The organism is Variovorax sp. KBS0712, from assembly GCF_006323185.2.
Classification (GTDB): Bacteria; Pseudomonadota; Gammaproteobacteria; order Burkholderiales; family Burkholderiaceae_C; genus Variovorax; species Variovorax boronicumulans.
On sequence record NZ_VCCD02000004.1, the window covers coordinates 345,589 to 371,936 of the forward strand.

Sequence of the window (26,348 nt, forward strand, 5' to 3'; positions counted from 1 at the left end):
CCTGTCATTGCATCGTCACCCGCATCGTGTTTTCTGTTCGAACTTCTAGGAGCTTCCCGATGAATCCATTGCGCCTTGCCTTCTGCGCCGCTTCCGTCGTCACGCTGGCCACCGCCCTCGTCCCCGCGCATGCGCAGGGCGTGATCAAGATCGGCGAAATCAACAGCTACAAGGCGCAGCCCGCCTTCCTCGAGCCCTACAAGAAGGGCATGGAACTGGCGGTCGACGAGATCAACGCCAAGGGCGGCGTCAACGGCAAGAAGCTGGAGCTCATCAGCCGCGACGACAACGCCAACCCCGGCGACGCCGTGCGCGTGGCCGAAGAGCTCATCTCGCGCGAGAAGGTCGACGTGCTGGCCGGGGCCTTCCTGTCGAACACCGGCCTGGCGCTGACCGACTTCGCCAAGCAGAAGAAGTTCTTCTACCTCGCCGCCGAGCCGCTCACCGACAAGATCGTCTGGAGCAACGGCAACAAGTACACCTACCGCCTGCGCCCCTCGACCTACATGCAGGTCGCGATGCTGGTGCCCGAGGCCGCCAAGCTCAAGAAGAAGCGCTGGGCCATCGTGTACCCCAACTACGAGTACGGCCAGTCGTCGGTCGCCACCTTCAAGACGCTGCTCAAGGCGATCCAGCCCGACGTCGAGTTCGTCGCCGAGCAGGCGCCGCCGCTGGGCAAGGTCGATGCGGGCAGCGTGGTGCAGGCCCTGGCCGATGCCAAGCCCGACGCCATCTTCAACGTGCTGTTCGGCGCCGACCTGTCCAAGTTCGTGCGCGAAGGCAACACGCGCGGCCTGTTCAAGGACCGTGAGGTGGTGAGCGTGCTGACCGGCGAGCCCGAGTACCTCGACCCGCTGAAGGACGAGGCGCCCAACGGCTGGGTCGTCACCGGCTACCCCTGGTACGGCGTGAAGACCGCCGAGCACAAGGCCTTCAACGACGCCTACCAGGCCAAGTTCAAGGACTACCCGCGCCTGGGCTCGGTGGTGGGCTACAGCGCCATCTACTCGATCGCCGCCGGCGTGAAGAAGGCCGGCAGCACCGACACCGAGAAGCTCGTGGCCGCCTTCAAGGGCCTGCAGGTCGACACGCCCTTCGGCAAGATCAGCTACCGCGCGCAGGACAACCAGTCCACCATGGGCGCGTACGTCGGCAAGACCAAGAACGACGGCGGCAAGGGCGTGATGGTCGACTACGTGTACCTCGACGGTGCCAAGTTCCAGCCCACCGACGACGAAGTGAAAAAGATGCGCCCTGCGGACTGACCGCACGGCTCCTGCAACGCGTCCGCCGCCGCTTCTTGAGCGCGGCGGGGCGCGGTGTCTCCAGTTTCCTCAGGGTCCCTCATGAGCTTTTCAGGCTTCGTTGTTCAGTTGCTCAACGGGTTGGCCGGCGCGTCTTCGCTGTTTCTGGTGGCGGCCGGCCTCTCGTTGATCTTCGGCGTGACGCGCATCGTCAACTTCGCCCATGGATCTTTTTTCATGGTGGGCATCTACGTCGCGTACACGCTGGTCGAGAAGCTCGGCCCGAGCGTGGGCTTCTGGCCGGCGCTGTTGATCGCCGCGCTCGCGGTGGGCGTGCTGGGTGCGCTCATCGAGGTGCTGCTGCTGCGCCGCATCTACAAGGCGCCCGAGCTGTTCCAGCTCCTGGCCACCTTCGCGCTGGTGCTGGTCATCAAGGACGCGGTGCTGTGGCTCTGGGGGCCTGACGAACTGCTCGGCCCGCGCGCGCCGGGCCTGAAGGGCTCGGTCGAAATCCTCGGTCGCCAGTTTCCTTCCTACGACCTGTTCCTGATCGTCGTCGGCCCGCTGGTGCTCGGCCTCGTGTGGCTGCTGCTCACGCGCACGCGCTTCGGCACGCTGGTGCGCGCCGCCACGCAAGACCGCGAGATGGTCAGCGCGCTGGGCGTCAACCAGGCCTGGCTCTTCACCGCCGTGTTCGCGCTCGGCGCGCTGCTCGCGGGCCTGGGCGGGGCGCTGCAACTGCCGCGCGAACCCGCCACGCTCGAGATGGACCTGAACACCATCGGCGCCGCCTTCGTCGTCGTGGTGGTCGGCGGCATGGGCTCGCTGCCCGGCGCCTACGTGGCCGCGCTGCTCATCGCCGAGATCAAGGCCGTGTGCATCTGGCTGGGCGTGGTGCAGATCTTCGGCATCGACGTGTCGTTCTCCAAGCTCACGCTGATGGTCGACTTCCTCGTGATGGCCATCGTGCTGGTGTGGCGTCCCTGGGGCCTGTTCGGCCGGCCGCAGGCGCCGAGCCGCTACGTCGGCATGCAGGAAGAGCCGCTGCGCCGCCCGAGCACCGCCTACATCGTGGCCGCCGCCGGGCTGGCGCTGGTGCTGGCCGCGCTGCCGCTGCTGACGGCCGGCTCGCCCTACACCACGGTGCTGATGATCGACCTGCTGATCGCCGCGCTGTTCGCCACCAGCCTGCACTTCATCATGGGGCCGGCGGGCATGCACTCCTTCGGCCACGCCGCCTACTTCGGCCTCGGGGCCTACGGCGCGGCGCTGCTGGTGCGCGCGCTGCACCTGCCGATGGAACTGGCGCTGGTGGTCGCGCCGCTGGTGGCCGCGCTCGGCGCCTTCGTCTACGGCTGGTTCGCCGTGCGGCTGTCGGGCGTGTACCTGGCGATGCTCACGCTGGCCTTCGCGCAGATCACGTGGGCCGTCACCTACCAGTGGGACAGCTTCACGGGCGGCAGCAACGGCCTGACCGGCGTGTGGCCCTCGGAGTGGCTGTCGAACAAGCAGGTGTACTACTGGCTCACGCTGGTGCTCGTGGGCGCGGGCGTGTGGTGGCTGCGCCGCGTGCTGTTCTCGCCCTTCGGCTATGCGCTGCGCGCGGGCCGCGACTCGGTGCTGCGCGCCGACGCCATCGGCATCGACGTCAAGCGCATGCAGTGGGCGGCCTTCGTCATCGCCGGCACCGTGGCGGGCCTGGCCGGCGCGCTCTATGCGTTCTCCAAGGGCAGCATCTCGCCGGAAAGCCTGTCGGTCGGCAAGTCGGTCGACGGCCTCGTGATGGTGCTGCTGGGCGGCATCCAGACCCTGGCGGGCCCCGTGGTCGGCGCCGTCACCTTCACCTGGCTGCACGACACCGTGGCACGCAACACCGACTACTGGCGCGCGATGCTCGGCGCCATCATCCTGATCCTGGTGCTCTTGTTCCCGCAGGGCATTGCCGGGTCGATCAAGCAGCTCGTCGATCGCTGGCGTGCACCGAAGCATGATGAAGCAGACGCCAAGCTCAAGGAGGTGAAGGCATGAGCCTCCTCAAAGTCACCAACCTCGGCAAGTCTTTCGGCGGCGTGAAGGCCGTCGACGGCATCAGCTTCGAGCTGCCGCCCGGCGAACTGCTGGCGCTCATCGGCCCCAACGGCGCCGGCAAGTCGACCACCTTCAACATGGTCAACGGCCAGCTCAAGGCCGACCAGGGCTCGATCACGCTCGACGGCCACGAACTCGTGGGCCGCAAGCCGCGCGAGATCTGGCGCAAGGGCGTGGGCCGCACCTTCCAGATCGCCGAAACCTTCGCCTCGCTCACGGTCGTCGAGAACGTGCAGATGGCGCTGCTCTCGCACGACCACAAGCTGTTCTCGATGTGGCGCCGCGCGGCCGACCACAAGCGCGACGAAGCACTGGCGCTGCTCGACCAGGTCGGCATGAAGGCGCAGGCCGACCGGCCCTGCAGCGTGCTGGCCTACGGCGACGTGAAGCGCGTCGAACTCGCCATCGCCATGGCCAACTCGCCCAAGCTGCTGCTCATGGACGAGCCCACCGCCGGCATGGCGCCCCAGGAGCGCAACTCGCTCATGGCGCTCACCAAGGACCTCGTCATCCAGCGCGGCATGGCCGTGCTCTTCACCGAGCACAGCATGGACGTGGTGTTCGCGTATGCCGACCGCATGATCGTGCTGGCGCGCGGGCGCCTCATCGCGCAGGGCAAGCCGCTCGAAATTCGCGACCACCCGAAGGTGCAGGAGGTGTACTTCGGCAGCGGCAAGACCTTCGAGAAGATTGCAGAGAAAGCCGCAGCGCTGGGAGTCACCGCATGAGCACGCACGAACCTCTTCTGGAAGCCAAGGCCTTGTGCGCCTGGTACGGCGCCGCGCAGATCCTCTACGACGTCGACCTCGAAGTGCGGCGCGGTGAAGTCGTCGCGCTCATGGGCCGCAACGGCGCCGGCAAGTCGACCACGCTCAAGACGCTGATCGGCATGCTCACCAAGCGCCGCGGCGCCGTGCGCTTCCTGGGCCACGACATTTCCAAGAGCGAGCCGCACCACGCGGCGCGCCTGGGCCTGGGCTTCGTTCCCGAAGACCGGCGCGTGTTCACCGACCTCACGGTGATGGAGAACCTCGAGGTCGGCAAGCAGCCCGCGCGCCAGTGGGCCGACGGCACGGCCGCGCCGCTGTGGACGCCCGAGCGCCTGTTCCAGCTGTTTCCCAACCTCGGCGAAATGCCCAACCGCCCCGGTGGCCGCATGAGCGGCGGCGAGCAGCAGATGCTCACCGTCGCGCGCACGCTGATGGGCAACCCGTACCTCGTGCTGCTCGACGAACCCTCCGAGGGCGTGGCCCCGGTCATCGTCGAGCAGATGGCCAACATGATCCTCGAGCTCAAGGCGCAGGGCGTGAGCATCCTGCTGTCGGAGCAGAACATGCACTTCGCTGAGCTGGTCTCCGACCGCGCCTACGTGCTCGAGAAGGGGCAGATCCGCTATCACGCGACGATGGCCGAGTTGGCGGCCAACGAAGAAGTGCGCAGGGCCTACCTCAGCGTCTGACCGTTTCCTTTCCTCAACCACCGGAGTCCACACCATGCATCGCAGAACCGTCCTGAAGTCCGCCGCTGCCCTGGGGCTCGCCGGCAGCCTCGGCAGTTTCGGCCTCTCCGCTTTCGCGGCCGGCAAGATCAAGCCCGGTGGCAAGGCCGCGCTGATCGTGGTCGATGTGCAGAACTGTTTTCTCGACGGTGGCACGCTCGCGGTGAAGGGCGGCAACGAGGTGATCCCGGTCATCAACGCGCTGGCGCCCGCGTTCCAGAACATCGTCGTCACGCAGGACTGGCACACGGCGGGCCATGCCTCGTTCGCCAGCACCTACAGCGGCAAGAAGCCTTTCGAGACCACGAAGCTCAACTACGGCACGCAGGTGCTGTGGCCCGACCACTGCGTGCAGGGCACCGACGATGCGGCGCTCGGCAAGGAGCTGAAAGTGCCGACCGCGCAGCTCATCATCCGCAAGGGCTTCCACAAGGACATGGACAGCTACTCGGCCTTCGAAGAGGCCGACCACAAGACGGCCACCGGCCTGGCCGGCTACCTCAAGGCGCGCGGCATCAAGACCGTGTTCGTCACCGGCCTGGCCACCGACTTCTGCGTGGCCTGGACCGCGATGGACGCACGCAAGGCCGGCTTCGAGGCCTACGTGATCGAAGACGCCACGCGCGGCATCGACCTCAACGGCTCGCTGGCCGCCGCCTGGAAGCAGATGACGGCCAAGGGCGTCAAGCGCATCCAGTCCGGCGACATCCAGGCCGGCTGACGACGACGAAGTCCGCGGCGCCGCCGCGGCAACACCCCTCCGACGACAACAACAAAGAGACAGACGACGCATGAAGCTTTCGATTTCAAGGCGCACCCTGGTGGCGGGCGGCGCGGCCCTGGCCCTCGGCCCCGGTCTGCTGCGGCCGGCGCGCGCGGACAACGGCGTGACGGACAGCACCATCCGCATCGGCCAGTCGGCCGTGTTCAGCGGCCCGGCGAAAGACTTCGGCGTCGACTACCGTGCGGGCATCCAGCTGTACTTCGACCGCGTCAACAAGTCGGGCGGCATCCACGGCCGCAAGATCGAACTCGTGACCTACGACGACGCCTACGAACCCGCGAAGACGGCCGTCAACACCGCCAAGCTGATCGACGAGGACAAGGTCTTCGCGCTCACCGGTTATGTCGCCACGGGCAACCTTGCGGCAGCGATGCCGCTGGCCGAGAAGGCCGGCGTGCCGATGTTCGCGCCGCTGGTGGGCACCACGTCGTTTCGCACCAAGACCAACCGCTACCTGTTCCACGTGCGCGCGGGCTACGACCTGGAGCTGCGCAAGATCATCAGCCACCTCTCGACGCTGGGCATCCAGTCGATCGCCGTGGTCTACCAGGACAGTGCCTTCGGCAAGTCGAACCTCGCCACCTGCGAGCAGCTGGCCGCCGAATACAAGGTGAAGGTGGTGCAGACGCTGCCCATGGCCATCGCGGCCGAAGACGCCAAGCAGGTGATCGGCGGGCTCGCCGAAGGCCGCCCCGGCGCCGTCGTGATGATCATGGCCGGGCGCATGACCGAGGTCTTCATCCGCGACTACCGCGCGAGCGGCGCGGCCGCACCGCTGTACACGCTGTCGGTCGGCATCACCGATGCGGCGGGTTCGGCCAAGCGGCTCGAAGGCAAGCTCGCCGGGCTGGTCACGGCCAGCATCGTGCCGCCGCCCGGTGCGCAGCGCGTGCCCATCGTGGCCGACTACCAGCGCGACCGCGCCGAGTTCGGCGGCCAGAAGATCGACAGCTACACCGCGCTGGAGGGCTACATCGTCGCGCGCGTGATGGCCGAGGGCCTGCGCCGCGCGGGCAAGGCGCTCACGCGCGACAGCTTCATCGCCGGGCTCGAGAGCATCGGCAGCACGCGCTTCGGCGACTTCCCCGTCGACTACAGCGCGAAGAACCACAACGGCTCGACCTTCGTGGACCTGGAGATGTACACCCGTGACGGCCAGTTGCGGCGCTGAGCCGCTGCACCTGCAGGTCAACGGCCGGGCCCACGCGCTCGCCGGCGTGCCGCGCGAAGCCACGCTGCTGCACCTGCTGCGCAACGACCTGGGGCTCAACGGGCCGAAGTACGGCTGCGGGCTCGGGCAGTGCGGCGCATGCACGGTGCATGTCGACGGCGTGGCCGCGCGGTCCTGCGTGATTCCGGCGCACGGCGTGGCGGGGCGCAGCATCACCACGCTCGAAGGCCTGGGCATGCGCGGGCGCTGGCATCCGGTGCAGGCCGCCTTCGAAGACGCGCAGGCCGCGCAGTGCGGCTACTGCCTCAACGGCATGGTGATGCAGGCCGCGGCGCTGCTGGCGCGCGACCCCGATGCGAGCGAGGCGCGCATCCGCAGCGAGCTTTCGGGCAACCTGTGCCGCTGCGGCACGCACATCGAGATCCTCGACGCCGTGCAGCGCGCCGCCGTGCGCCTGCGTGCGGCCCCGCCGGACGCCCCCGCCGCATGACGCGCCGCGCCGACCTGCCGCAGACGCGCGCGGAATTCCTCGCCGCCGACGGCGTGCTGCTGGTGGTGCGCGAGGCGCCGCCCCCGCCGCCGCCCGCCAAGGGCCAGCCCGCCTTCATCGCCAGCCACCCCAGCGAAGGCGACGAGGTGCTGCTCGCACTGTGGGACGACGGCAGCGTCTCCGCGCTCAACGGCCACGTCGACCTGGGCACCGGCATCCAGACCGCGCTCGCGCAGATCGTGGCCGAGGAGCTCGACCTCGGCATGCCCTGCGTGCGCATGATGCTCGGCGACACCGCGCGCGTGCCCAACCAGGGCGCGACCATCGCGAGCGCGTCGATCCAGATCCACGCGCAGCCGCTGCGGCTGGCCGCGGCGCAGGCACGCGCCTGGCTGCTGGCGCGCGCGGCCGAACGGCTGGGCGTGGCCGTCGATGCGCTGCAGGTGCGCAACGGCGTGGTGCGCGTGGCCGAGGCGCCGGACCGTCACCTCAACTACGCGGACCTCGTGGCGCACCAGCGCACGGTGCTGCGGCTCGATCTCGACGCGACACCCAAGAACCCGGCCGACTACCGCCTCGTCGGCACGCGCCAGGCGCGCGTCGACATCCCGGCCAAGCTCGCGGGCGACCTCGTGTTCGTGCACGACATGCGCGTGCCCGGCATGCTGCACGGCCGCGTGGTGCGCCCGCCGTATGCGGGCGCGGACCACGGCGAGTTCATCGGCAACACGCTCGAAGCGGTCGACGAAGCGTCGATCGCCCACATCCCCGGCATCCGCGCCGTGGTCGTGGTGCGCGACTTCGTCGGCATCGTCGCCGAGCGCGAGGAGCACGCCGAACAGGCGATGCGCGAGCTGCGCGTGACCTGGAAACCCTGGCCCGGCATGCCCGACCTGCGCGACGTGGCGCAGGCCCTGCGCGACAACCCGTCGACGCAGCGCTTGCTGGTCGACGAAGGCGATGTCGACGGCGCCATGGCCGCCGCCGCGCAGCCGATGCAGCGCACCTACGTGTGGCCCTACCAGATGCATGCGTCCATCGGCCCCTCGTGCGCGCTGGCCGAGTGGCAACCCGCCGACGGCAGCGGCATGCAGCTGCGCTGCTGGGCCGGCTCGCAGAACCCGCACGTGCTGCGCGCCGATCTCGCGAAGCTCATGGGCGTGGACGACGTGCAGGTCGACGTGGTGCGCATGGAGGCCGCGGGCTGCTACGGCCGCAACGGCGCCGACGACGTGGCGGCCGATGCCGCGTTGCTCGCGCGCGCCGTGGGTGCGCCGGTGCGCGTGCAGCTCTCGCGCGAGCAGGAGCATGCGTGGGAGCCCAAGGGCGCCGCGCAGCTCATGGAGATCGACGGCGGGCTCATGGCCGACGGCCGCGTCGCGGCCTACGACTTCGAAACCTCCTATCCGTCGAACGGTGCGCCCACGCTGGCGCTGCTGCTCACGCGCACGGTCGAGCCCGTGGCGCAGGCCTACGAGATGGGCGACCGCACCGCGCGCCCACCGTACAGCTACGACAACCTGCGCGTGAAGGTCAACGACATGGCGCCGATCGTGCGCGCCTCGTGGCTGCGCGGCGTGTCGGCGCTGCCGAGTTCGTTCGCGCACGAGTCGTACATCGACGAGCTGGCCACGGCGGCGGGTGTCGACCCCGTGCAGTTCCGCCTGCGGCACCTGGACGATCCGCGCGCGGTCGAGCTCGTGCAGGCCACCGCGCAGACGGCCGGCTGGCGCATGCGCACCGGGCCGCAGGAGAACGCCGACGGCGGGCTGGGCGAAGGCGGCGACATCCTCTTCGGCCAGGGCTTCGCGTACGCGCGCTACATCCACAGCAAGTGGCCGGGCTTCGGCGCGGCGTGGGCCGCGTGGGTGGCCGATGTCGAGGTCAACCAGAAGACCGGCGAGGTGCATGTGCGCCGCGTGGTGGTGGGGCACGACGCGGGGCTGCTGGTCAACCCGGCGGGCGTCGAGCACCAGGTGCACGGCAACGTGATCCAGACCACGAGCCGCGCGCTCAAGGAGCAGGTGCAGTTCGCGCCGCAGCAGGGTGCTGCTGCTGGCGGTGCGCAGTTGCCGGGCGTGTTGCCTTGGGGCGTGGTCGCGAGCCGCGAGTGGGGCAGCTACCCGATCCTCAATTTCCGCGACGTGCCGGTGATCGAGGTGATGCACATGCCGCGCCCCGGCGAGCCGTCGCTGGGTGCGGGCGAGTCGTCGTCGGTGCCGGGCACGGCGGCGATCGCGAATGCGATCTTCGATGCGACGGGCGTGCGCTTCCGCTCGCCGCCGTTCACGCCGGAGACGGTGCTGGCGGAGTTGAATCGGGGTTCGCTGCCACCGCCGCCGGGCCAGGGCGATGGCCACGCGAAGGGCGATGCCGCCGGACCCTCTCCCGCACCTGCCTCAGGCGCAGGCGTGCGGGACGCCCTGTGGCCGCGTCGCAAGGGCCTGTGGGCCACCGGCGCCGCGCTCTTCATCGGCGGCCTGGGCGTCATCGCCGGCCTGCTCGGCTGGCGTTCCGCCATCGCGCCCGTGTCGCTCAGCGCGCCGGTCTACAGCGAGTCCACCATCGAGCGCGGCCGCGTGCTCGCCGCACTCGGCGATTGCGCCGTGTGCCACACCGCGCCCGGCGGCGAACCCAACGCCGGTGGCCGCGCGATGGACACGCCCTTCGGCACGCTCTACACCACCAACCTCACGCCCGATGCCGAGACGGGCCTGGGCCGCTGGTCGTTCAGCGCCTTCCAGCGCGCGATGCGCGAAGGCGTCTCGCGCGACGGCCACCACCTGTACCCCGCGTTCCCCTACACCGCCTTCGCGAAGGCCAGCGACGACGACCTGCAGGCGCTCTACGCGTACTTCATGGCGATGCCGGCGGTGCGTGCGCCAACGCCCAAGTCCGAACTCAAGTTCCCGTTCAACCTGCGCCCGCTGATGGCCGGCTGGAACGCGCTGTTCCACGACCCCGCGCCGCTTCCGCCCGTGCCCACGCAGAGCGCCGAATGGAACCGCGGCGCCTACCTCGTCAACGGCCTGGGCCATTGCGGCGCCTGCCACACGCCGCGCAACGCGCTCGGCGCGGAGCAGGGCGGCAGCGCGTTCCTCTCGGGCGCGATGGTCGATGGCTGGGAGGCGCCCGCGCTCACGCAGCTGTCGAAGGCCGCCGTGCCGTGGGACACCGACGCGCTCTACCGCTACCTGCGCAACGGCCACTCGCCGCGCCACGGCATCGCGGGCGGCCCGATGGCCGAGGTGGTGCGCGAACTCGCGCAGGTGCCCGACGCCGACGTGCGCGCCATGGCCGTCTACCTCGGCTCGTTCAACCCCGCGCCGGTCGCGCAACCGCAAGCGCTTGCGCAGCAGGCCATCGACAACGCCGCGCGCACGCAAGGCCAGCTGCTCGGCCCCGCGCAGCGCATGTTCGACAGCGCCTGCGCGTCATGCCACCACGACGGCGACGGCCCCACGCTGCTGGGCGTGAACACGCCGCTCGCACTCAACAGCAGCCTCACGAGCACACGGCCCGACAACCTGCTGCGCACCATCCTCGACGGCGTGCGCGCACCCGCGCACCGCGACATCGGCTTCATGCCCGCGTTCCGCGAGGCGCTCGACGACCGCCAGATCGCCGACCTCGCCGGCTACATGCGCGCACGTTTCGCACCGCAGGAAGCGCCGTGGACGAACCTGCCCGCCGAGGTGGCGCGCGTGCGAGCCACGCCGGGCCACTGACCCGCGGCGGGCGTGGCCGCAGGCCCGCGGCTACGATGGCGCGCAGACCTTATTCACGGAGACACCCCACCATGCCTTTGGACCTTTCGATCGCTTCCAGCCTGCCCCGCGACGCCGAGCGCGCCACCCTTGTCGGCCGTCTCTGGCAACCCGGCGTGGGCCCGGTGCTGGTGGCCGTGCAGGGCGATGGCCTGCACGACCTGTCAAAGCTCGCGCCCACCATGAGCGACCTGCTCGAAGGCAAGGGCTCGCCGGCCGAAGCCGTGCGCGCTGCACTGCAGAGTGGCACCGCGCCGCGCATCGCCGCGCTCGATGCCGTGCTCGCCAACAGCGACGAAAGCACGCGCGACAGCAACCAGGCCTGGCTGCTCGCCCCTTGCGACCTGCAGGTCGTGAAGGCCAGCGGCGTGACCTTCGTGGCCAGCCTGCTCGAACGCGTGATCGAAGAGCAGGCGCGCGGCGATGCCTCACGCGCCGAAGCCACGCGCGCGGCCATCGGCGATGTGCTCGGCGACAACCTCGCCGACATCGTGCCGGGCTCGCCCGAAGCCATGAAGGTGAAGGACGTGCTCATCGCGCAAGGCATGTGGTCGCAGTACCTCGAGGTCGGCATCGGCCCCGACGCCGAGGTCTTCACCAAGGCACCGGTGCTTGCGGCCGTGGGCACGGGCGCCGACGTGGGCATCCACGCGGACTCGGCCTGGAACAACCCTGAGCCCGAGGTCGTGCTCGCAGTGAACAGCCGCGGCGAGACGCTCGGCGCCGCGCTCGGCAACGACGTCAACCTGCGCGACTTCGAAGGCCGCAGCGCACTGCTGCTGGGCAAGGCGAAGGACAACAACGCCTCGTGCGCCATCGGGCCGTTCATCCGTCTGTTCGATGCGCACTTCGGCATCGCCGATGTGCGTCGCATCACGGTCGCGTTGAACGTGACGGGCCCTGAAGGCTTCACGCTCGAAGGGTCGAGCTCGCTCGCGAAGATCAGCCGCGATCCACTCGACCTCGTGGCGCAGACACTCAACCGCCACCACGCCTACCCAGACGGTTTCATGTTGTTTCTGGGCACGATGTTCGCGCCGACACAAGACCGTCACGGACCGGGGCAAGGATTCACGCATGTCGTGGGCGACCATGTGCGCATCGCGGCCCCTGAATTGGGTGCGTTGAACAACCGCGTGGTGCATGCAGACCAGGCGCCGCGGTGGTCTTTCGGCCTCGGTGCGTTGATGCGCAACCTCGCGTCGCGTCGGCTGCTGTAGCCCGTACTTCTGCACTTTAAAAGCAGATGTACTCCTTTGGAATTCAGAGGCTGCACTTTGCATTCTGTTGCGGTTGACCATGCCTCTTCTTACCCTCAAGATGACTACCATCGCGAGTGGATAAATCAAGGGAGTCGTGGTTGCTGCCGAATGAGATCGATCTGTTGCAGACGCCCGTCGAGGGCCCGCTTCCCTGTGGTGAAGATCTGGAATACGACGCCGATTTCATGGCGCTCCAACAGGCGGCCACGGGCAAGCGCGAGCAGCAGTTCGGCGACACCATCATCCCCGCCGAGCCGCCCGACTGGGCGCGCGTAGACCGCATCGCACGACAGCTGTGCCTGCGCACGCGCGACCTGCGCGTGCTGGTGCCGCTCACGCTCGCATGGACCGAAAGCCGCGGCTTGCCCGGCTATGTCGACGGGCTGCGGCAGGTCGACGCGGTGCTGCAGGCTTTCTGGAACGACGTGCATCCGCGCGTCGTCGATGGCACGAACGAAGACCCGCTGCCGCGCATGAATGCGCTGGCCGCACTGGCCGAAGCCGAAGGGCTCGGACGCAGCGTGCGCGATGCGCGGCTGCTCGAAGACGGTGGCACGGCGATGAGCCTGCGGCAGGTCGAGGCGCTGCTCGATTCGAGCAAGAGCGACCAGGTGGACTACCCCGGCGGCGTCGGCCGCCTGCGCGAGGCCGCACGCCGCGCACACGACAAGGCGGCGGCGCCGGTCGTGGCCTTGCGTGAGGCTTTGGCACTCCTGCAGCGCATCCGCGAGACCTGCGAGCGCGCGCTGGGTCAGAGCTGGGCGCCCGATTTTTCAAGGCTCGAACGGTCGCTGCGCACCGTGGGCCAGTTGCTGCCGGAGCAGCCGCACAGCGAAGTGCCGCAGGCGTCGGCAACGGGCCGTGCAGAAGACACAAGCGGTGCGGCGCAGGTGCACGCACCCGCAGCGCACGTTGCAGCGGCCACGCAGGCTGCGGTGCGTCCGCTGCGTATTCAAGAGATTGAAATATCGGCTCGTGAAGATGTGCAAGTGTTGTTGGAAAAAGCATGCGAGTTCCTGGAACGAACGGAACCGAGCCATCCGGCACCCATGCTGATCCGCAGGGCCCAGCGGCTGATGGACCTCAACTTCTTCCAGATCATCGAAGAGCTCGTGCCCGAGGGATTGCAAAAGATAGAAAGCCTTGCCGGCCGCCCGTTGAACGGCGACGCCGCATTGCCCTAGCGGCCGTTGCTGCCGGCGAGCAGGAACAACGCGCCGGCACCGGTCGACCGGTACGACCCACGCATTCAGTTTCAAGAGGACGCTTATGGCAGACAACCGTGTCAGGAACAGTGGTCAGAAGTTCATCGCGCGCAACCGGGCGCCGCGCGTGCAGATCGAATACGACGTCGAGATCTACGGCAGCGAACGCAAGATCCAGCTGCCCTTCGTGATGGGCGTCATCGCCGACCTCGCGGGCAAGCAGACCGACCCCATGCCCGACCTCGCGGAGCGCGAGTTCATGGCGGTGGACATCGACAACTTCGACGAGCGCATGAAGTCCATCAAGCCGCGCGTCGCGTTCCAGGTGCCCAACACGCTCACCGGCGAAGGCCAGATGAACGTGGACATCACCTTCGACAGCATGGACGACTTCTCGCCCGCGCGCATCGCGCGCCAGGTCGATGCGCTGCAGCAGCTGCTCGAGGCGCGCACCGAGCTGTCGAACCTGCTCTCGTACATGGACGGCAAGAACGGGGCCGAGCAACTCATCGCGCAGGCGCTGCAGAACCCGGCGCTGCTCAAGTCGCTGGCGTCCGCGCCCAACCCCGTGGTCGCGCAGGCGGCCGCCGATGCCGCAGCAGCCAAGCAAGCCGACGACAGGACCGCACCATGAGCACCGCATCCCAGCAAGGCGCACGCGCCCGCACCGCCACCGTCGAAGCGCTCGAGCCCAACGAGTTCTCCGACCTCTTGCAGCGCGAGTTCAAGCCCAAGACCGAGCAGGCGCGCGAGGCGGTGGAGAACGCCGTCAAGACGCTGGCCGTGCAGGCGCTCGAGAACACCGTCACCATCTCGAACGACGCCTACCGCAGCGTGCAGGCCATCATCACGGAGATCGACCGCAAGCTGTCGGAGCAGATCAACCAGATCCTGCACCACGAAGACTTCCAGCAGCTCGAAGGTGCATGGCGCGGCCTGCACTACCTCGTGAACAACACCGAGACCGACGAGCAGCTGAAGATCCGCGTCATGTGCGCCTCCAAGCGCGAAGTGGCGCGCTCGCTCAAGCGCCACAAGGGCATCGGCTGGGACCAGAGCCCGATGTTCAAGAAGATCTACGAGGCCGAGTACGGCCAGTTCGGCGGCGAGCCCTTCGGTGCGCTGATCGGCGACTTCCACTTCGACCACAGCCCGCCCGACGTCGAGATGCTCGGCGAGATGGCCAAGATCGCCGCCGCCGCGCACTGCCCCTTCATCGCCGGCGCCTCGCCCACCGTGATGCAGATGGACTCGTGGCAGGAGCTGTCGAACCCGCGCGATTTGACCAAGATCTTCCAGAACACCGAGCACACCGCGTGGCGCTCGCTGCGCGATTCGGAAGACGCGCGCTACATCGGCCTGGCCATGCCGCGCTTCCTGGCGCGCCTGCCCTACGGTGCGCGCACCAACCCGGTCGACGAGTTCGAGTTCGAGGAAGAAACCGACTCGGCGCTGCACACGCGCTACACCTGGGCCAACTCGGCCTACGCCATGGGCGTGAACATCAACCGCTCGTTCAAGCAGTTCGGCTGGTGCACCTCGATCCGCGGCGTGGAATCGGGCGGCGCGGTCGAGAACCTGCCCACCCACACCTTCCCCACCGACGACGGCGGCGTGGACATGAAGTGCCCGACCGAGATCGCCATCAGCGACCGGCGCGAAGCGGAGCTCGCCAAGAACGGCTTCATGCCGCTGGTGCACCGCAAGAACTCCGACTTCGCGGCCTTCATCGGCGCGCAGTCGCTGCAGCAACCGGCCGAGTACTACGACGCCGATGCCACGGCCAACGCCAACCTGGCGGCGCGCCTGCCGTACCTGTTCGCGTGCTGCCGCTTCGCGCACTACCTGAAGTGCATCGTGCGCGACAAGATCGGCTCGTTCCGCGAGCGCGAGGACATGGAGCGCTGGCTCAACGACTGGATCATGAATTACGTCGACGGCAGCCCCGGCACCTCGTCGCAGGACACGAAGGCGATGAAGCCGCTGGCGGCGGCCGAGGTCCAGGTGGAAGCCATCGAGGACAACCCCGGCTACTACGCCGCCAAGTTTTTTCTCCGGCCGCACTACCAGCTCGAGGGGCTGACGGTGTCGTTGCGGCTGGTTTCGAAGCTGCCGTCCAACAAGAAGGACAGCAGCTAATTCCACTGTCCCGCTACCGGGCAATTCATCGATAACTTTTGGGGGTCAATCATGGCAGTAGACATGTTCATGCGCGTCGAGGGTGCAAACGGCGAGTCCAAGGACTCCAACCACAAGGACTGGACCGACATCAAGTCGTTTGCATGGGGAGCGACGCAGCCTGGCAACATGGTCAGCGGCGGTGGCGGCGGCGTGGGCAAGGCCAGCTTCAACGACCTGCAGGTGCTCGCGCGCATCGACAAGGCCGCGCCTTCCGTGCTGAAGAACTGCGCGAGCGGCAAGCACCTGAGCAAGGTCGAGGTGGCCGTGTGCAAGGCCGGCGGCTCGCAGATCGAATACACGCGCGTCACGCTCGAAGAGGTGCTCGTCACCTCGGTGCAGTACACGGCCGAGCAGGGCGGCGATGCGGTGCTCGTGCAGTACGCCTTCCAGGCCGCGAAGGTGAAACAGCAGTACTGGGAACAGACCGACAAGGGCGGCAAGGGCGCCGAGACGGTGCTGGGCTGGAACATCAAGGAAAACAAGGAAGCCTGATTTCCTTGTTGCGCGGCGGGGCCGTGGCCTTCAGGGCCATGCAGCCCCCGCTGGCGGTCCACAGCCGTTTGTCTGTCTCCTGCGGCGCCCCTTCGCGGCGCGCCGCCTTTCACCTTTCAGCCAGTCAACGGGGAAGTTTCATGGGCGATGGGTTTGCAGTGCTGGGCGAGCGCTCCGTGGCCGAGCACACCGAATGGGTACAGCGGCAGATCCGCGCCAGTCCCCAGAACGCCGGCCTGCGCCTTGCCCTGTGCCACTTCCTCGCGCTGCGCGGCGAATGGCAGCGGGCCGAAGACCAGCTCAAGCTCGCGACCAAGCTCGACCCCACGTTCACGCCGGCCAGCGTCACCTGCGCGATGGCATTGCGGGGCGAGCGCGAGCGCACCGACTTCTGGGCCGGCGGCGGACGCACGCCGGCCATCGTCTCGGGCAATGCCGACTGGGTCGAGCAACTGCTCGGCGCCGCCGTGTTGCCCGCCGAACGTGCCGACGAAGCCGCCGCGCTGCGCGAGGCCGCGCGCGATGCGGCGCCCGCGCTGCAGGGCACGCTGACCACCGTCGACCGCTCCGACGCGCGCGCCGTGCAGGCGCTCGATGGCGAGCCCGCGGCGCACAGCGACTTCGCCTGGCTGTGCGACGGGGACGCGCGCATCGGCGCCGTGCTCGAACTGTTCACGCCCTCGGGCTATGCGTGGCTGCCGCTGCCGGCGGTGCGCCGCATCAAGTTCTCGCGCCCGCAGCACCTGGTCGACCTGCTGTGGGCGCCGGCCGAGATCGAGCTGCACGACGGGCGCGGCCTCAACGGCCTCGTGCCGGTGCGCTACCCGGGCGCGCTCGCGGACCTGGACGACGAGACCGCGCTGGGCCGCCGCACCGACTGGCAGCCGCTCGCGGGCGACGACCAGTTCGCAGGCGTCGGCCAGCGCACGCTGATCAGCGAAGCCGGCGATCACTCGCTGCTCGACCTGCGGCGCATCGAGTTCGCCGCAGCGACGGAAGGCGTGGCTGCATGACCCCCGCCGTCACCACCGACATCGACGGCGACGCCCAGGAAAGCGTCGCGCGCGACCGCCTGCAGCCCGTGCTGCTCGACCGCCTCACCGACAAGGCGCCGCAGAACGGCCAGGAGCGCGCGGGCGCCTTCCTCATGAGCGGCAAGCTGCTGCGCGACTCGGTGCTGCGCGACCTGCAGTGGCTGCTCAACACCACCAACTTCGGTGCCGACCACCGCATCAACGGCATGCCGCGCGCGCGCGGCTCGGTGGTGAACTACGGCGTGCGCGGCTGGGCCGGCGGGCGCATGTCGGAGGTCGACTTCGCCGACGTGGAGGCGGCGATCCGTGCGGCCATCATCGACTTCGAGCCGCGCATCATGAAGGACAGCATCGACGTGCGCTGCGTGACCGATGCGACCGACCTGGAGCACCACAACCTGCTCGCGCTGGAGATCCGCGGCACGCTGTGGTCGGTGCCGTACCCCATCGAGTTCATCCTGCGTTCGGAGCTGGACCTTGAAAGCGGGCACATGGTGCTGCGGCCGACAGGAGGGCTCTGATGGACGCCAAGCTCCTCGACTACTACAACCGCGAACTCACCTACATGCACGAGCTCGGGGCCGAGTTCGCGCAGCGCTACCCGAAGATCGCGGGCCGCCTGGGCATGCGCGGCATCGAGGTCAGCGACCCGTACGTGGAGCGCCTGCTCGAAGGCTTCAGCTTTCTCACGGCGCGCATCCAGCTCAAGATGGACGCGGAGTTTCCGCGCTTCTCGCAGCGCCTGCTCGAGGTGGTGTACCCCAACTTCCTCGCGCCGCTGCCCGCCATGGCCGTGGTGCAGATCGACGGCAACCTCAACGAGGGCTCGCTGAAGGCGGGCTACGAGCTGCCGCGCCACACGCTCCTGCGCGGACGCATGATCAAGGGCGAGCAGACGGCCTGCGAGTTCCGCACGGGGCACGCCGTCACGCTGTGGCCCATCAAGATTGCCGAGGCGAGCCTGGGGCCCGTGCCGGCCGAGATCGCGCATGCGCTGCCGATGGCGGCGCGTCAGGCCAAGAGCGCCATCACGATCAAGCTCGAGGCGGTGGGCGGCGCGCGCTTTTCGGAGATGCCGCTCGATCGGCTCGAGTTCTTTCTCTCGGGCGCGGAGCTGCACGCGCTGCGCGTGCTCGAACTGGTGGCTCACCACAGCGTGGCCACCGTGTGCCGCGCCGGCCCCGGCAGCACGGCGCGCATCGTGCCGCTGGGCGACGAGGCGATCCGCCACGAGGGCTTCGACCCCGAGCAGTCGCTGCTGCCCTACGACGCACGCTCGTTCCAGGGCTACCGCCTGCTGCACGAGTACTTCGCCTTTCCCGAGCGCTACCTGTTCTTCAGCGTGAAGCACCTGCGCGCGGCGGCCTCGGCCATCGGCGGCACCACGATGGAGATCGTGATCCTGCTCGACCGCGCCGATGCCGACCTGGAGCGGCTGGTCGATGCCAGGCACTTCTCGCTGTTCTGCACGCCCATCATCAACCTCGTGCCGCGCCGCAGCGACCGCATCCCGGTCGGGCCGGGCCAGCACGAGCACCATGCGGTGATCGACCGCACGCGCCCGCGCGACTTCGAGATCTTCACCGTCGAGCGCGTCACGGGCCACATGGCCAACGGCTCCGAAGAGCGCGAGTTCCGGCCCTTCCTGGGCTCGTTCGCTTCCGACGACGGCGACTTCGGCGCCTACTTCTCGCTGCGCCGCGAGCCGCGCCTGGTGTCCGACCGCGCACGCGCGCAGGGCACGCGCACCAGCTATACGGGCAGCGAGGTGTACGTGTCGCTGGTCGACCAGCACGACGCGCCGTTCCCGCACAGCCTGCGCCACATCACCATCGACGCGCTGTGCACCAACCGCGACCTGCCGCTGCTGCTGCCCACGGGGCTGGAGTCGGACTTCACCTTGCGCGTGTCGGCGCCGGTGCGCGGCGTGCGCATCCTGCGCGGCCCGTCGCGGCCGTACCCGGCGCTGGCCGAAGGCGCGCTCACCTGGCGCCTCATCAGTCACCTGGGCCTGAACTACCTGAGCCTGACCGACGTCGATGCCACCCAGGGCGCCGCCGCGCTGCGCGAGATGCTCGACCTGTACGGCAACCTCGCCGACCCGGCCGTGCGCCGCCAGATCCAGGGCGTGCGCTCGATGGCGCTGGCACCGGTGTTCCGCCGCCTGCCCGAGCCGGGTCCGATCGTGTTCGGGCGCGGCGTGGAGGTCGCGCTGCAGATCGACGAGGTCGCCTTCTCTGGCACGAGCCCGTACCTGTTCGGCGCCGTGCTGGAGCAGTTCTTCAGCCGGCACGTGTCGCTCAACGCCTTCACCGAGTTCGCGCTGTCCAGCCTGCAGCGCGGCGAAATTGCGCGCTGGACCCCGCGCGTGGGACGCCGCCCCACCGTATGAGCACGACCGGCCTCACCGACGACGCCATGCTGCAGGTGCTGCCGGCAGAGACCGAGGCGCGCGAAGAAGCGGCCGTCGATGCGCGCAGCCCCACCCACACCAAGGCGAAGTCCGCGCCGCGCCGCGGCGTGCCCGAGGCCGACCCCGCGCTGTGGGCCCGGCTCGTCGAGCAGCCCTTCGAGCACGACCTGTTCATGCTGCTGCGCCGGCTCGACGCGCAGGGCGACCATCCGCTGCTGGGCCGCGCGCCGCGCCCGCGCGACGAGCCGCTGCGGCTGGGGCAGGAGCCCTCGATGGCCTTCGCGCCGTCGAACGTGTCGGGTGTCGAGGTCGACCAAGACGGCGCGCCGCGCATCTCGATCTACGGCTTCGGCCTGTTCGGTCCCAACGGCCCGCTGCCGCTGCACCTGACCGAGTACGCACGCGAGCGCAAACGCCACCACGCCGACAACACGCTCAGCGCGTTCGCCGACCTGTTCCATCACCGGCTGATCCTGCTGTTCTACCGCGCCTGGGCCGATGCACAGTCGGTCAACAGCCTGGACCGCACCGACGGCCACCGTTTCGTCGACTACGTGGCCAGCCTCATGAACATGGGGCAGCCCGGCCTGAAGGCGCGCGACCGCATCGCCGACCACGCGCGCACCCACATGGCAGGGCACCTGGTGCGCCAGACCCGCAACCCCGAAGGACTCATTCAGATTCTTCGCCTGTACTTCGACGTGCCCGTGCGCGTGGTCGAGTTCGTGAGCGACTGGGTGCACATCGACGAGCGCCAGGTCAGCCGCATCGGCCTGCTCGGGCGCAACCACCGGCTCGGCAGCGGCGCCACCATCGGCCTGGCGGTGCGCGATGCGCAGGGCAAGTTCAGGCTCGAACTCGGCCCGTTGTCGCAGCAGCAGTTCCGCGAGTTCCTGCCGGGCAGCCCGCGGCTGCAGCAGGTGGTCGATTGGGTGCGCCAGTACGTCGGCATCGAATTCGCCTGGGAGCTGCGGCTGGTGCTCAAGAAGCCCGAGGCGCGCGGCATGCGGCTGAGCAGCGACCAGCGCCTGGGCTGGGGCAGCTGGCTCGGCACCCGCCTGTCCGACACCGACGCCGGCGACATGGTGTTCCAGCCCGAGGCGCTCTTTTCCCGCAACGCACCGGCTTCCTCATGACCGACATCCGCCGCGTCTCTCTTTTTTCGAAACTGAATCCGATGCTCTACAAGGCATTGGAGACCGCCACCGCCTTCGCCAAGCTGCGCGGCAATGCCTATGTGGAGCTCGTGCATTGGCTGCACCAGATCCTGCAGCTGCAGGACAGCGACCTGCTGCGCATCATCAAGCGCGCCGGGCTCAACCTCGACGCGGTCGAACAGGACCTCGTGCGCGCGCTCGACCGCCTGCCGCACGGCGCCACGTCGATCAGCGACATCTCCGAGCACGTCGACCATGCGGTGGAGCGCGCGTGGGTCTATGCCAGCCTGCGCTTCGAAGCCACCTCGATCCGCGGCGCCTACCTGCTCGCGGGCATCGTGAAGACGCCGGGCCTGCGCCAGGTGCTCTCGGGCATCTCGCGCGAGTTCGACAAGCTCGTGCCCGACGTGCTGGTCGCGCAGCTCGCGGCGTGGACCGAAGGCTCGCCGGAAGACGACTACGACGCCGCGTCGGAGGCGGGCGGTGGCGCATCGGTGGCGCAGCATCAAGGCGATGCCCCCGCCGCCGGCGGCTCGGCCCTGGCCAAGTACGCGAGCGACCTCACGGCCAAGGCGCGCGCCGGCGAGCTCGACCCCGTGTACGGCCGCGACGACGAGATCCGCCAGATCGTCGACATCCTCATGCGCCGCCGCCAGAACAACCCGCTGCTCACCGGCGAGGCCGGCGTCGGCAAGACGGCCGTGGTCGAAGGCCTGGCCTCGCGCCTCGCGGCCGGCGACGTGCCGCCTTCGCTGAAGGACGTGTCGCTGTGGGTGCTCGACCCCACGTTGCTGCAGGCCGGCGCGGGCGTGAAGGGCGAGTTCGAACAGCGCTTGCGGCAGGTGATCGACGAGGTTGAGAAAAGCCCGAAGCCCATCGTGCTGTTCGTCGACGAGGTGCACACGCTGGTCGGCGCGGGCGGCACGGCTGGCACCGGCGACGCGGCCAACCTGCTCAAGCCTGCGCTCGCGCGCGGGCGGCTGCGCACCATCGGTGCCACGACCTGGTCGGAGTACAAGAAGTACATCGAGAAAGACCCGGCGCTCACGCGGCGCTTCCAGACCATCCAGGTGCACGAGCCCACGGAGCCCAAGGCCGTGGTCATGCTGCGCGGCATCTCGGCCGAGCTGGAGAAGCACCACGGCGTGCTCATCCTCGACGCCGCGCTCGAAGCGGCCGTGAGCCTGTCGCACCGCTACATTCCCGCGCGGCAGTTGCCCGACAAGGCCGTGAGCCTGCTCGACACCGCCTGCGCGCGCGTGGCGCTGAGCCAGCATGCGCTGCCTGCGGCGCTCGAAGATTTGAAGCGGCGCATCGAGGTGCTGGGCATCGAGTCGGGCATCGCGGGGCGCGAGGCGGCGATCGGGGTCGGCGAGCACCAGCGCGTGGAAGACATCGCGGCGCAGGTGGCTGCCGCGCAGGCTGAACTCGAACTGCTGGAGCAGCGGCGCGTGGAAGAGGCCGCGCTGGTCGAGCGCATCGTCGCGCTGCGCAAGCTGCTGTCGCCTGCGGCGGTGCCGGCGCAATCTGAAGCGGAAGATGACCGCGAAGAAGAACCGCCGGCCGAGCCCGAGCGAACACCCGAAGCCATCCGCGCCGAACTCAACGAAGCGCAAGACCAGCTCGTGCAGCTGCAAGGCGAGACACCGCTCATCCTCGCGGCGGTGGATGCACAGGCCGTCGCCACCGTGGTCGCCGACTGGACCGGCATCCCCATCGGCCGCATGGTGCGCGACGACGCGCAGTCGGTGCTGCGCCTGGGCGAGATCCTGTCGGCCCGCGTGGTCGCGCAGCCCGATGCGCTGGAGACCATCTCGCGGCGCATCCGCACCGCGCGTGCGCGGCTGGACAACCCCAACAAGCCCGTCGGCGTGTTCCTGCTGTGCGGCCCTTCGGGCGTGGGAAAGACCGAGACCGCGCTCGCGCTGTCGGAGGCGCTGTACGGCGGCGAGCAGAACCTCGTCACCATCAACATGAGCGAGTTCCAGGAGTCGCACACCGTCTCCACGCTCAAGGGCGCGCCGCCCGGCTACGTGGGTTATGGCGAAGGCGGCGTGCTCACCGAGGCCGTGCGCCGCCGGCCCTACAGCGTGGTGCTGCTCGACGAGATCGAGAAGGCGCACCCCGACGTGCACGAGATCTTCTTCCAGGTCTTCGACAAGGGCTGGATGGAAGACGGCGAAGGCCGCCACATCGACTTCCGCAACACCGTGATCATCATGACGTCGAACGTCGGCACCGACCTCGTCATGCAGCTGTGCGAAGACCCGACGTTGCTCCCCGACCCCGAGCCGCTGGCGGCCGCGCTGCGCGAGCCGCTGCTGAAAGTGTTCGCACCCGCGCTGCTCGGGCGCCTGGTGGTCGTGCCCTACTACCCGCTGCAGGCCGATGCGCTGCACCGGATCATTCGCCTGCAGCTGGACCGCATCGCGGCGCGCCTGCAGGCCAACCACGGCATTGCATTGGCTTACAACGACAGCGCCGTCGCGCTTGTCGCACGCCGCTGCACGGCCATAGAGTCGGGTGGCCGGATGATCGACGCGATCCTCACGCACACCATCCTGCCCCGGCTGAGCGAGGAAGTCATCGGCGCCACCGTCAGTGCGCGCAAGCTCGCCGGCGTGCAGCTGGGCGCAGCGGGCGATGACTTCCAGTACGAGTTTTCAGAACGCCCCGCGTAGACCCAAGGGAGAGCCGCATGGACAGAGTCGTCAAAGCCCACACCCCGCTCGGAGAAGAACAGCTGCTGTTCCGCTCGATGCACGGCAGCGAAGGGCTGTCGCAGCTGTTCGAGTTCGAGGTCGACCTGCTGAGCCCGAACACCTCGGTCGACATGAAGGGCCTGCTCGGCAAGCCGCTGGCGCTGGAGATACAGACCCTGAGCGGCACGCCGCGCTACCTCAACGGCCAGATCACGCGCTTCACCATGATCGGGCGCGAGGGCGGCTCCTCGCGCTACACCGTGTACCGCGCTTCGGTGCGGCCGTGGCTCTGGTACCTCACGCGCACCAGCGACTGCAAGATCTTCCAGAACAAGTCGGTGGTCGAGATCCTCGAAGACGTGCTGGGCGAGTACGGCTTCGCCTTCGAGAAGAAGCTCAGCGCCTCGTACCGCCAGTGGGAGTACTGCGTGCAGTACCAGGAGACCGACTTCGCCTTCGTGAGCCGCCTCATGGAGCACGAGGGCATCTACTACTACTTCAAGCATGACAAGAACCAGCACACGCTGGTGCTCGCCGACGACATGAGCGCGCACGAGACGCTGCCCGGCTATCCGAAGATCGGCTACCTCGCGAGCGACCGCGCCACCGACCCCGGCCGCGAAGTGATCGACCAGTGGGAAGTGACCGAAGAGATTCGCCCCGGCACCTACGTGGTCGACGACTTCGACTTCAAGAAGCCCAGGGCCGACCTGCTCAACACGCGCAGCCAGCCGCGCGGCAACGACCACGGCCGCTACGAGATGTACGAGTGGATGGGCGGCTACAGCGATGCGGGGCAGGGCGAGCACTACGCGCGCATCCGCCTGGAGGAAGCGCAGGCCCAGGCCGAGGTCGACACCGGCCACACCAACGTGCGCGGCATGGCACCCGGCTACCGCTTCACCATGCAGAACGCACCGCGCAACGAGGACAACCGCGAGTACCTCGTCGTCTCGGTGATGTACAGCCTGCGCGAAGGCGGCTACGCCAGCGGCGGCATGCCGGGCGAGTACAGCTTTCACTTCGGCGTGCAGCCCACCTCGTTCCCGTTCCGCGCAAGGCGCATCACGCGCGTGCCGAGCACCCAGGGCCCGCAGACTGCCACCGTGGTCGGGCCGCCCGGCGAAGACATCTGGATCGACAAGTACGGCCGCGTGAAGGTGCAGTTCCGCTGGGACCGCTACGGCCAACGCAACGAAGACAGCTCGTGCTGGGTGCGCGTGTCCAGCGCGTGGGCCGGCTCCAACTTCGGCGCTGTGAACCATCCGCGCGTGGGGCAGGAGGTGATCGTCGATTTCATCGCGGGCTGTCCCGACCGGCCGATCATCATCGGGCGCGTCTACAACGCGGACCAGATGCCGCCGCTGGAATTGCCGGCCAAGGCGACGGTCAGCGGGTTCATCAGCCGCACGATCAAGGGCGACGGCGAGCTGGCCAATCACTTCATCATCGACGATGACCCGGGGTGCGAGTCGATCAAGATCCATGCGCAGAAGGATCTGACGATCGAGGTGGAGAACAACGAGACGCACACGGTGGAGGGCGAGCGCACCACCTTCATCGACGGGGCCGACAAGTACACGGGCGACACTTCGCTGGACGAGACCATCAACGGCCCGCACACCCTGACGGTGAACAAGGGCGGGCCGCAGAAGATCACCGTCAACGGGGGTGACCAGTTCATCAAGGTGGACGGCGGCAACCAGCAGGTCGATGTCATCGGCAACCAGACCATCCACGTGACCGGCAAGCGGCACGACACGGTGGACACCGGCGAAGACCGGTTCATCAAACCCCACCTGAATGAAACGGTCACCGGGACGAAGGACCTCACGGTCACCGAAACGCACACCGAGACCGTGGGCCGCAAGATTCTCAAGACCACCAAAGGCCGGTGGGAGGTGGACGTCGCCATGTTCGCGACCCTGAAGACGGGCGGCTTCTACAAGGCGAACATCAAGGGCAACTACACCGTGGAGACCGAAGGCGGGGACATCACCTTCAGGGCGCCGGGGAAGAACTGGCTGGTCGAAGCCGACAAGATCACCCACAGCTCCAACCAGAACGAGGTGAGGTACAAGAAAGGCGTGAACACGGAGGCCGGCGAATACGTCACGACCCACGCCAAGGACCTGATCAAGTCCTCGTCCGACACCAAGGTGCATTCGAAGGCGCCGGAGATTCGGACGGAAGCGACGACCGTGCTGGACATCACCGCGCCTTTCAACATCTCGTCGACCTATGTCCTCGCCTTCAACTACGCCACGGCGCTGGTGGACATCAAGGTCGCCAAGCTCAACATGTCGGGTGTCAACATCGCGCTCGACGTGCTTGCCTTCGGCGGGGCCGTCTGGCGCAACGAGACCTCCTCGCTGTACACGTACTGGTGATGACGGCCCGCCGGATCACGCTGCTGGTGTGCGTCGCGTCGATCGCGGTGCTGCTGCTGGTCGGCCTGATCTTTCCACGCATCGCCGGGACGTCCACGGCGGCGAATCTCACGCTCGGGGCCGTGGTCGGCGGCGGGATCGTGCTGACGATACTGCTGTGCGTGGGCGTGCACTTCTGGGTGTCCCGCAAGCCCGAACCCCATGACACGCGGCCGGCGCGCATCGTCGAAGCCAGCTCGGACAACACGATGGTGCTGAACCAGTACGTCATCCGGCTTGTCGTCGAGTTCGACGGGCCGGGTGGCGAGCGACGCCGCGCACAGGTGGAGCAGGCCGTCGACATGATCGACATGGCGGGCTACGCGCGCGGCCGCGAAGTGCTGCTGCACCGCGGCAGCCGTGGCGGCAAGGAAGTCGCCTGGGTGAGCCAATCCGATCCGCGCATCGACGAAGGAGCCGCCTCTTGAGGA

At 68.6% G+C, this 26,348-nt stretch carries 20 protein-coding genes; all 20 read left to right on the plus strand.

The features are described from left to right. Positions 1 to 59: 59 nt before the first annotated feature. The 20 genes from FFI97_RS29830 to FFI97_RS29925 all read left to right on the plus strand — a co-directional run bounded on the left by FFI97_RS29830 (position 60) and on the right by FFI97_RS29925 (position 26,345). Complete coding sequence (locus FFI97_RS29830) at positions 60 to 1,265, plus strand: ABC transporter substrate-binding protein (RefSeq protein WP_062473975.1); 1,206 nt, start codon at positions 60 to 62, stop codon at positions 1,263 to 1,265. A gap of 81 nt (positions 1,266 to 1,346) precedes the next feature. Continuing rightward, positions 1,347 to 3,272, plus strand: a complete 1,926-nt coding sequence (locus FFI97_RS29835; RefSeq protein ID WP_070063549.1) for an ABC transporter permease — start codon at positions 1,347 to 1,349, stop codon at positions 3,270 to 3,272. Beyond that, on the plus strand, positions 3,269 to 4,060 hold the full coding sequence (locus FFI97_RS29840; RefSeq protein WP_095949850.1) for an ABC transporter ATP-binding protein: 792 nt from the start codon (positions 3,269 to 3,271) through the stop codon (positions 4,058 to 4,060). The genes FFI97_RS29835 and FFI97_RS29840 overlap by 4 nt, the downstream gene beginning before the upstream one ends. Continuing rightward, positions 4,057 to 4,791 carry an ABC transporter ATP-binding protein gene (locus tag FFI97_RS29845; protein WP_139703387.1) on the plus strand — a complete coding sequence of 245 codons (735 nt, stop codon included), beginning with the start codon at positions 4,057 to 4,059 and terminating at the stop codon, positions 4,789 to 4,791. Before FFI97_RS29840 ends, FFI97_RS29845 begins: the two co-directional genes overlap by 4 nt. 34 nt (positions 4,792 to 4,825) lie before the next feature. After that, a complete protein-coding gene (gene pncA, locus FFI97_RS29850) occupies positions 4,826 to 5,551 on the plus strand; it encodes a bifunctional nicotinamidase/pyrazinamidase (protein ID WP_139703389.1) in 726 nt (241 codons plus the stop codon). Between the two features lie 70 nt (positions 5,552 to 5,621). After that, positions 5,622 to 6,785: an ABC transporter substrate-binding protein gene (locus FFI97_RS29855; RefSeq protein ID WP_185993755.1), complete on the plus strand. Its 1,164-nt coding sequence runs from the start codon at positions 5,622 to 5,624 to the stop codon at positions 6,783 to 6,785. Beyond that, positions 6,763 to 7,275, plus strand: a complete 513-nt coding sequence (locus FFI97_RS29860; protein ID WP_139703391.1) for a (2Fe-2S)-binding protein — start codon at positions 6,763 to 6,765, stop codon at positions 7,273 to 7,275. The genes FFI97_RS29855 and FFI97_RS29860 overlap by 23 nt, the downstream gene beginning before the upstream one ends. Continuing rightward, positions 7,272 to 11,003 (plus strand): molybdopterin cofactor-binding domain-containing protein, encoded by a 3,732-nt coding sequence (locus FFI97_RS29865; RefSeq protein ID WP_139703393.1) that lies wholly within the window; start codon positions 7,272 to 7,274, stop codon positions 11,001 to 11,003. Before FFI97_RS29860 ends, FFI97_RS29865 begins: the two co-directional genes overlap by 4 nt. Positions 11,004 to 11,074: 71 nt before the next feature. Continuing rightward, positions 11,075 to 12,262, plus strand: a complete 1,188-nt coding sequence (locus FFI97_RS29870; RefSeq protein WP_139703395.1) for a fumarylacetoacetate hydrolase family protein — start codon at positions 11,075 to 11,077, stop codon at positions 12,260 to 12,262. A gap of 140 nt (positions 12,263 to 12,402) precedes the next feature. After that, positions 12,403 to 13,488, plus strand: coding sequence for a type VI secretion system protein TssA (gene tssA, locus FFI97_RS29875; protein ID WP_139703397.1), 1,086 nt, complete (start codon positions 12,403 to 12,405; stop codon positions 13,486 to 13,488). 85 nt (positions 13,489 to 13,573) lie between these two features. Further along, positions 13,574 to 14,143 (plus strand): type VI secretion system contractile sheath small subunit, encoded by a 570-nt coding sequence (gene tssB / locus FFI97_RS29880; RefSeq protein WP_139703399.1) that lies wholly within the window; start codon positions 13,574 to 13,576, stop codon positions 14,141 to 14,143. Continuing rightward, positions 14,140 to 15,648: a type VI secretion system contractile sheath large subunit gene (gene tssC / locus FFI97_RS29885; RefSeq protein WP_056583649.1), complete on the plus strand. Its 1,509-nt coding sequence runs from the start codon at positions 14,140 to 14,142 to the stop codon at positions 15,646 to 15,648. The genes tssB and tssC overlap by 4 nt, the downstream gene beginning before the upstream one ends. A 51-nt stretch (positions 15,649 to 15,699) precedes the next feature. Continuing rightward, the gene (locus tag FFI97_RS29890) at positions 15,700 to 16,182 is read left to right on the plus strand and encodes an Hcp family type VI secretion system effector (protein WP_062473964.1); all 483 of its coding nucleotides are present in this window, start codon (positions 15,700 to 15,702) and stop codon (positions 16,180 to 16,182) included. A gap of 140 nt (positions 16,183 to 16,322) precedes the next feature. After that, a complete protein-coding gene (locus FFI97_RS29895; RefSeq protein ID WP_139703401.1) occupies positions 16,323 to 17,195 on the plus strand; it encodes a type VI secretion system accessory protein TagJ in 873 nt (290 codons plus the stop codon). Continuing rightward, complete coding sequence (gene tssE / locus FFI97_RS29900) at positions 17,192 to 17,737, plus strand: type VI secretion system baseplate subunit TssE (RefSeq protein ID WP_062473960.1); 546 nt, start codon at positions 17,192 to 17,194, stop codon at positions 17,735 to 17,737. Before FFI97_RS29895 ends, tssE begins: the two co-directional genes overlap by 4 nt. Continuing rightward, complete coding sequence (tssF, locus tag FFI97_RS29905; protein ID WP_139703403.1) at positions 17,737 to 19,608, plus strand: type VI secretion system baseplate subunit TssF; 1,872 nt, start codon at positions 17,737 to 17,739, stop codon at positions 19,606 to 19,608. Before tssE ends, tssF begins: the two co-directional genes overlap by 1 nt. Further along, the gene (tssG, locus tag FFI97_RS29910) at positions 19,605 to 20,765 is read left to right on the plus strand and encodes a type VI secretion system baseplate subunit TssG (protein WP_260685220.1); all 1,161 of its coding nucleotides are present in this window, start codon (positions 19,605 to 19,607) and stop codon (positions 20,763 to 20,765) included. The genes tssF and tssG overlap by 4 nt, the downstream gene beginning before the upstream one ends. Further along, positions 20,762 to 23,467, plus strand: coding sequence for a type VI secretion system ATPase TssH (gene tssH, locus FFI97_RS29915; RefSeq protein WP_139703405.1), 2,706 nt, complete (start codon positions 20,762 to 20,764; stop codon positions 23,465 to 23,467). Before tssG ends, tssH begins: the two co-directional genes overlap by 4 nt. A 17-nt stretch (positions 23,468 to 23,484) precedes the next feature. Next, the gene (locus FFI97_RS29920) at positions 23,485 to 25,878 is read left to right on the plus strand and encodes a type VI secretion system Vgr family protein (protein ID WP_139703408.1); all 2,394 of its coding nucleotides are present in this window, start codon (positions 23,485 to 23,487) and stop codon (positions 25,876 to 25,878) included. Continuing rightward, positions 25,878 to 26,345 carry a hypothetical protein gene (locus FFI97_RS29925; RefSeq protein ID WP_095743171.1) on the plus strand — a complete coding sequence of 156 codons (468 nt, stop codon included), beginning with the start codon at positions 25,878 to 25,880 and terminating at the stop codon, positions 26,343 to 26,345. Before FFI97_RS29920 ends, FFI97_RS29925 begins: the two co-directional genes overlap by 1 nt. Positions 26,346 to 26,348 lie beyond the last annotated feature (3 nt).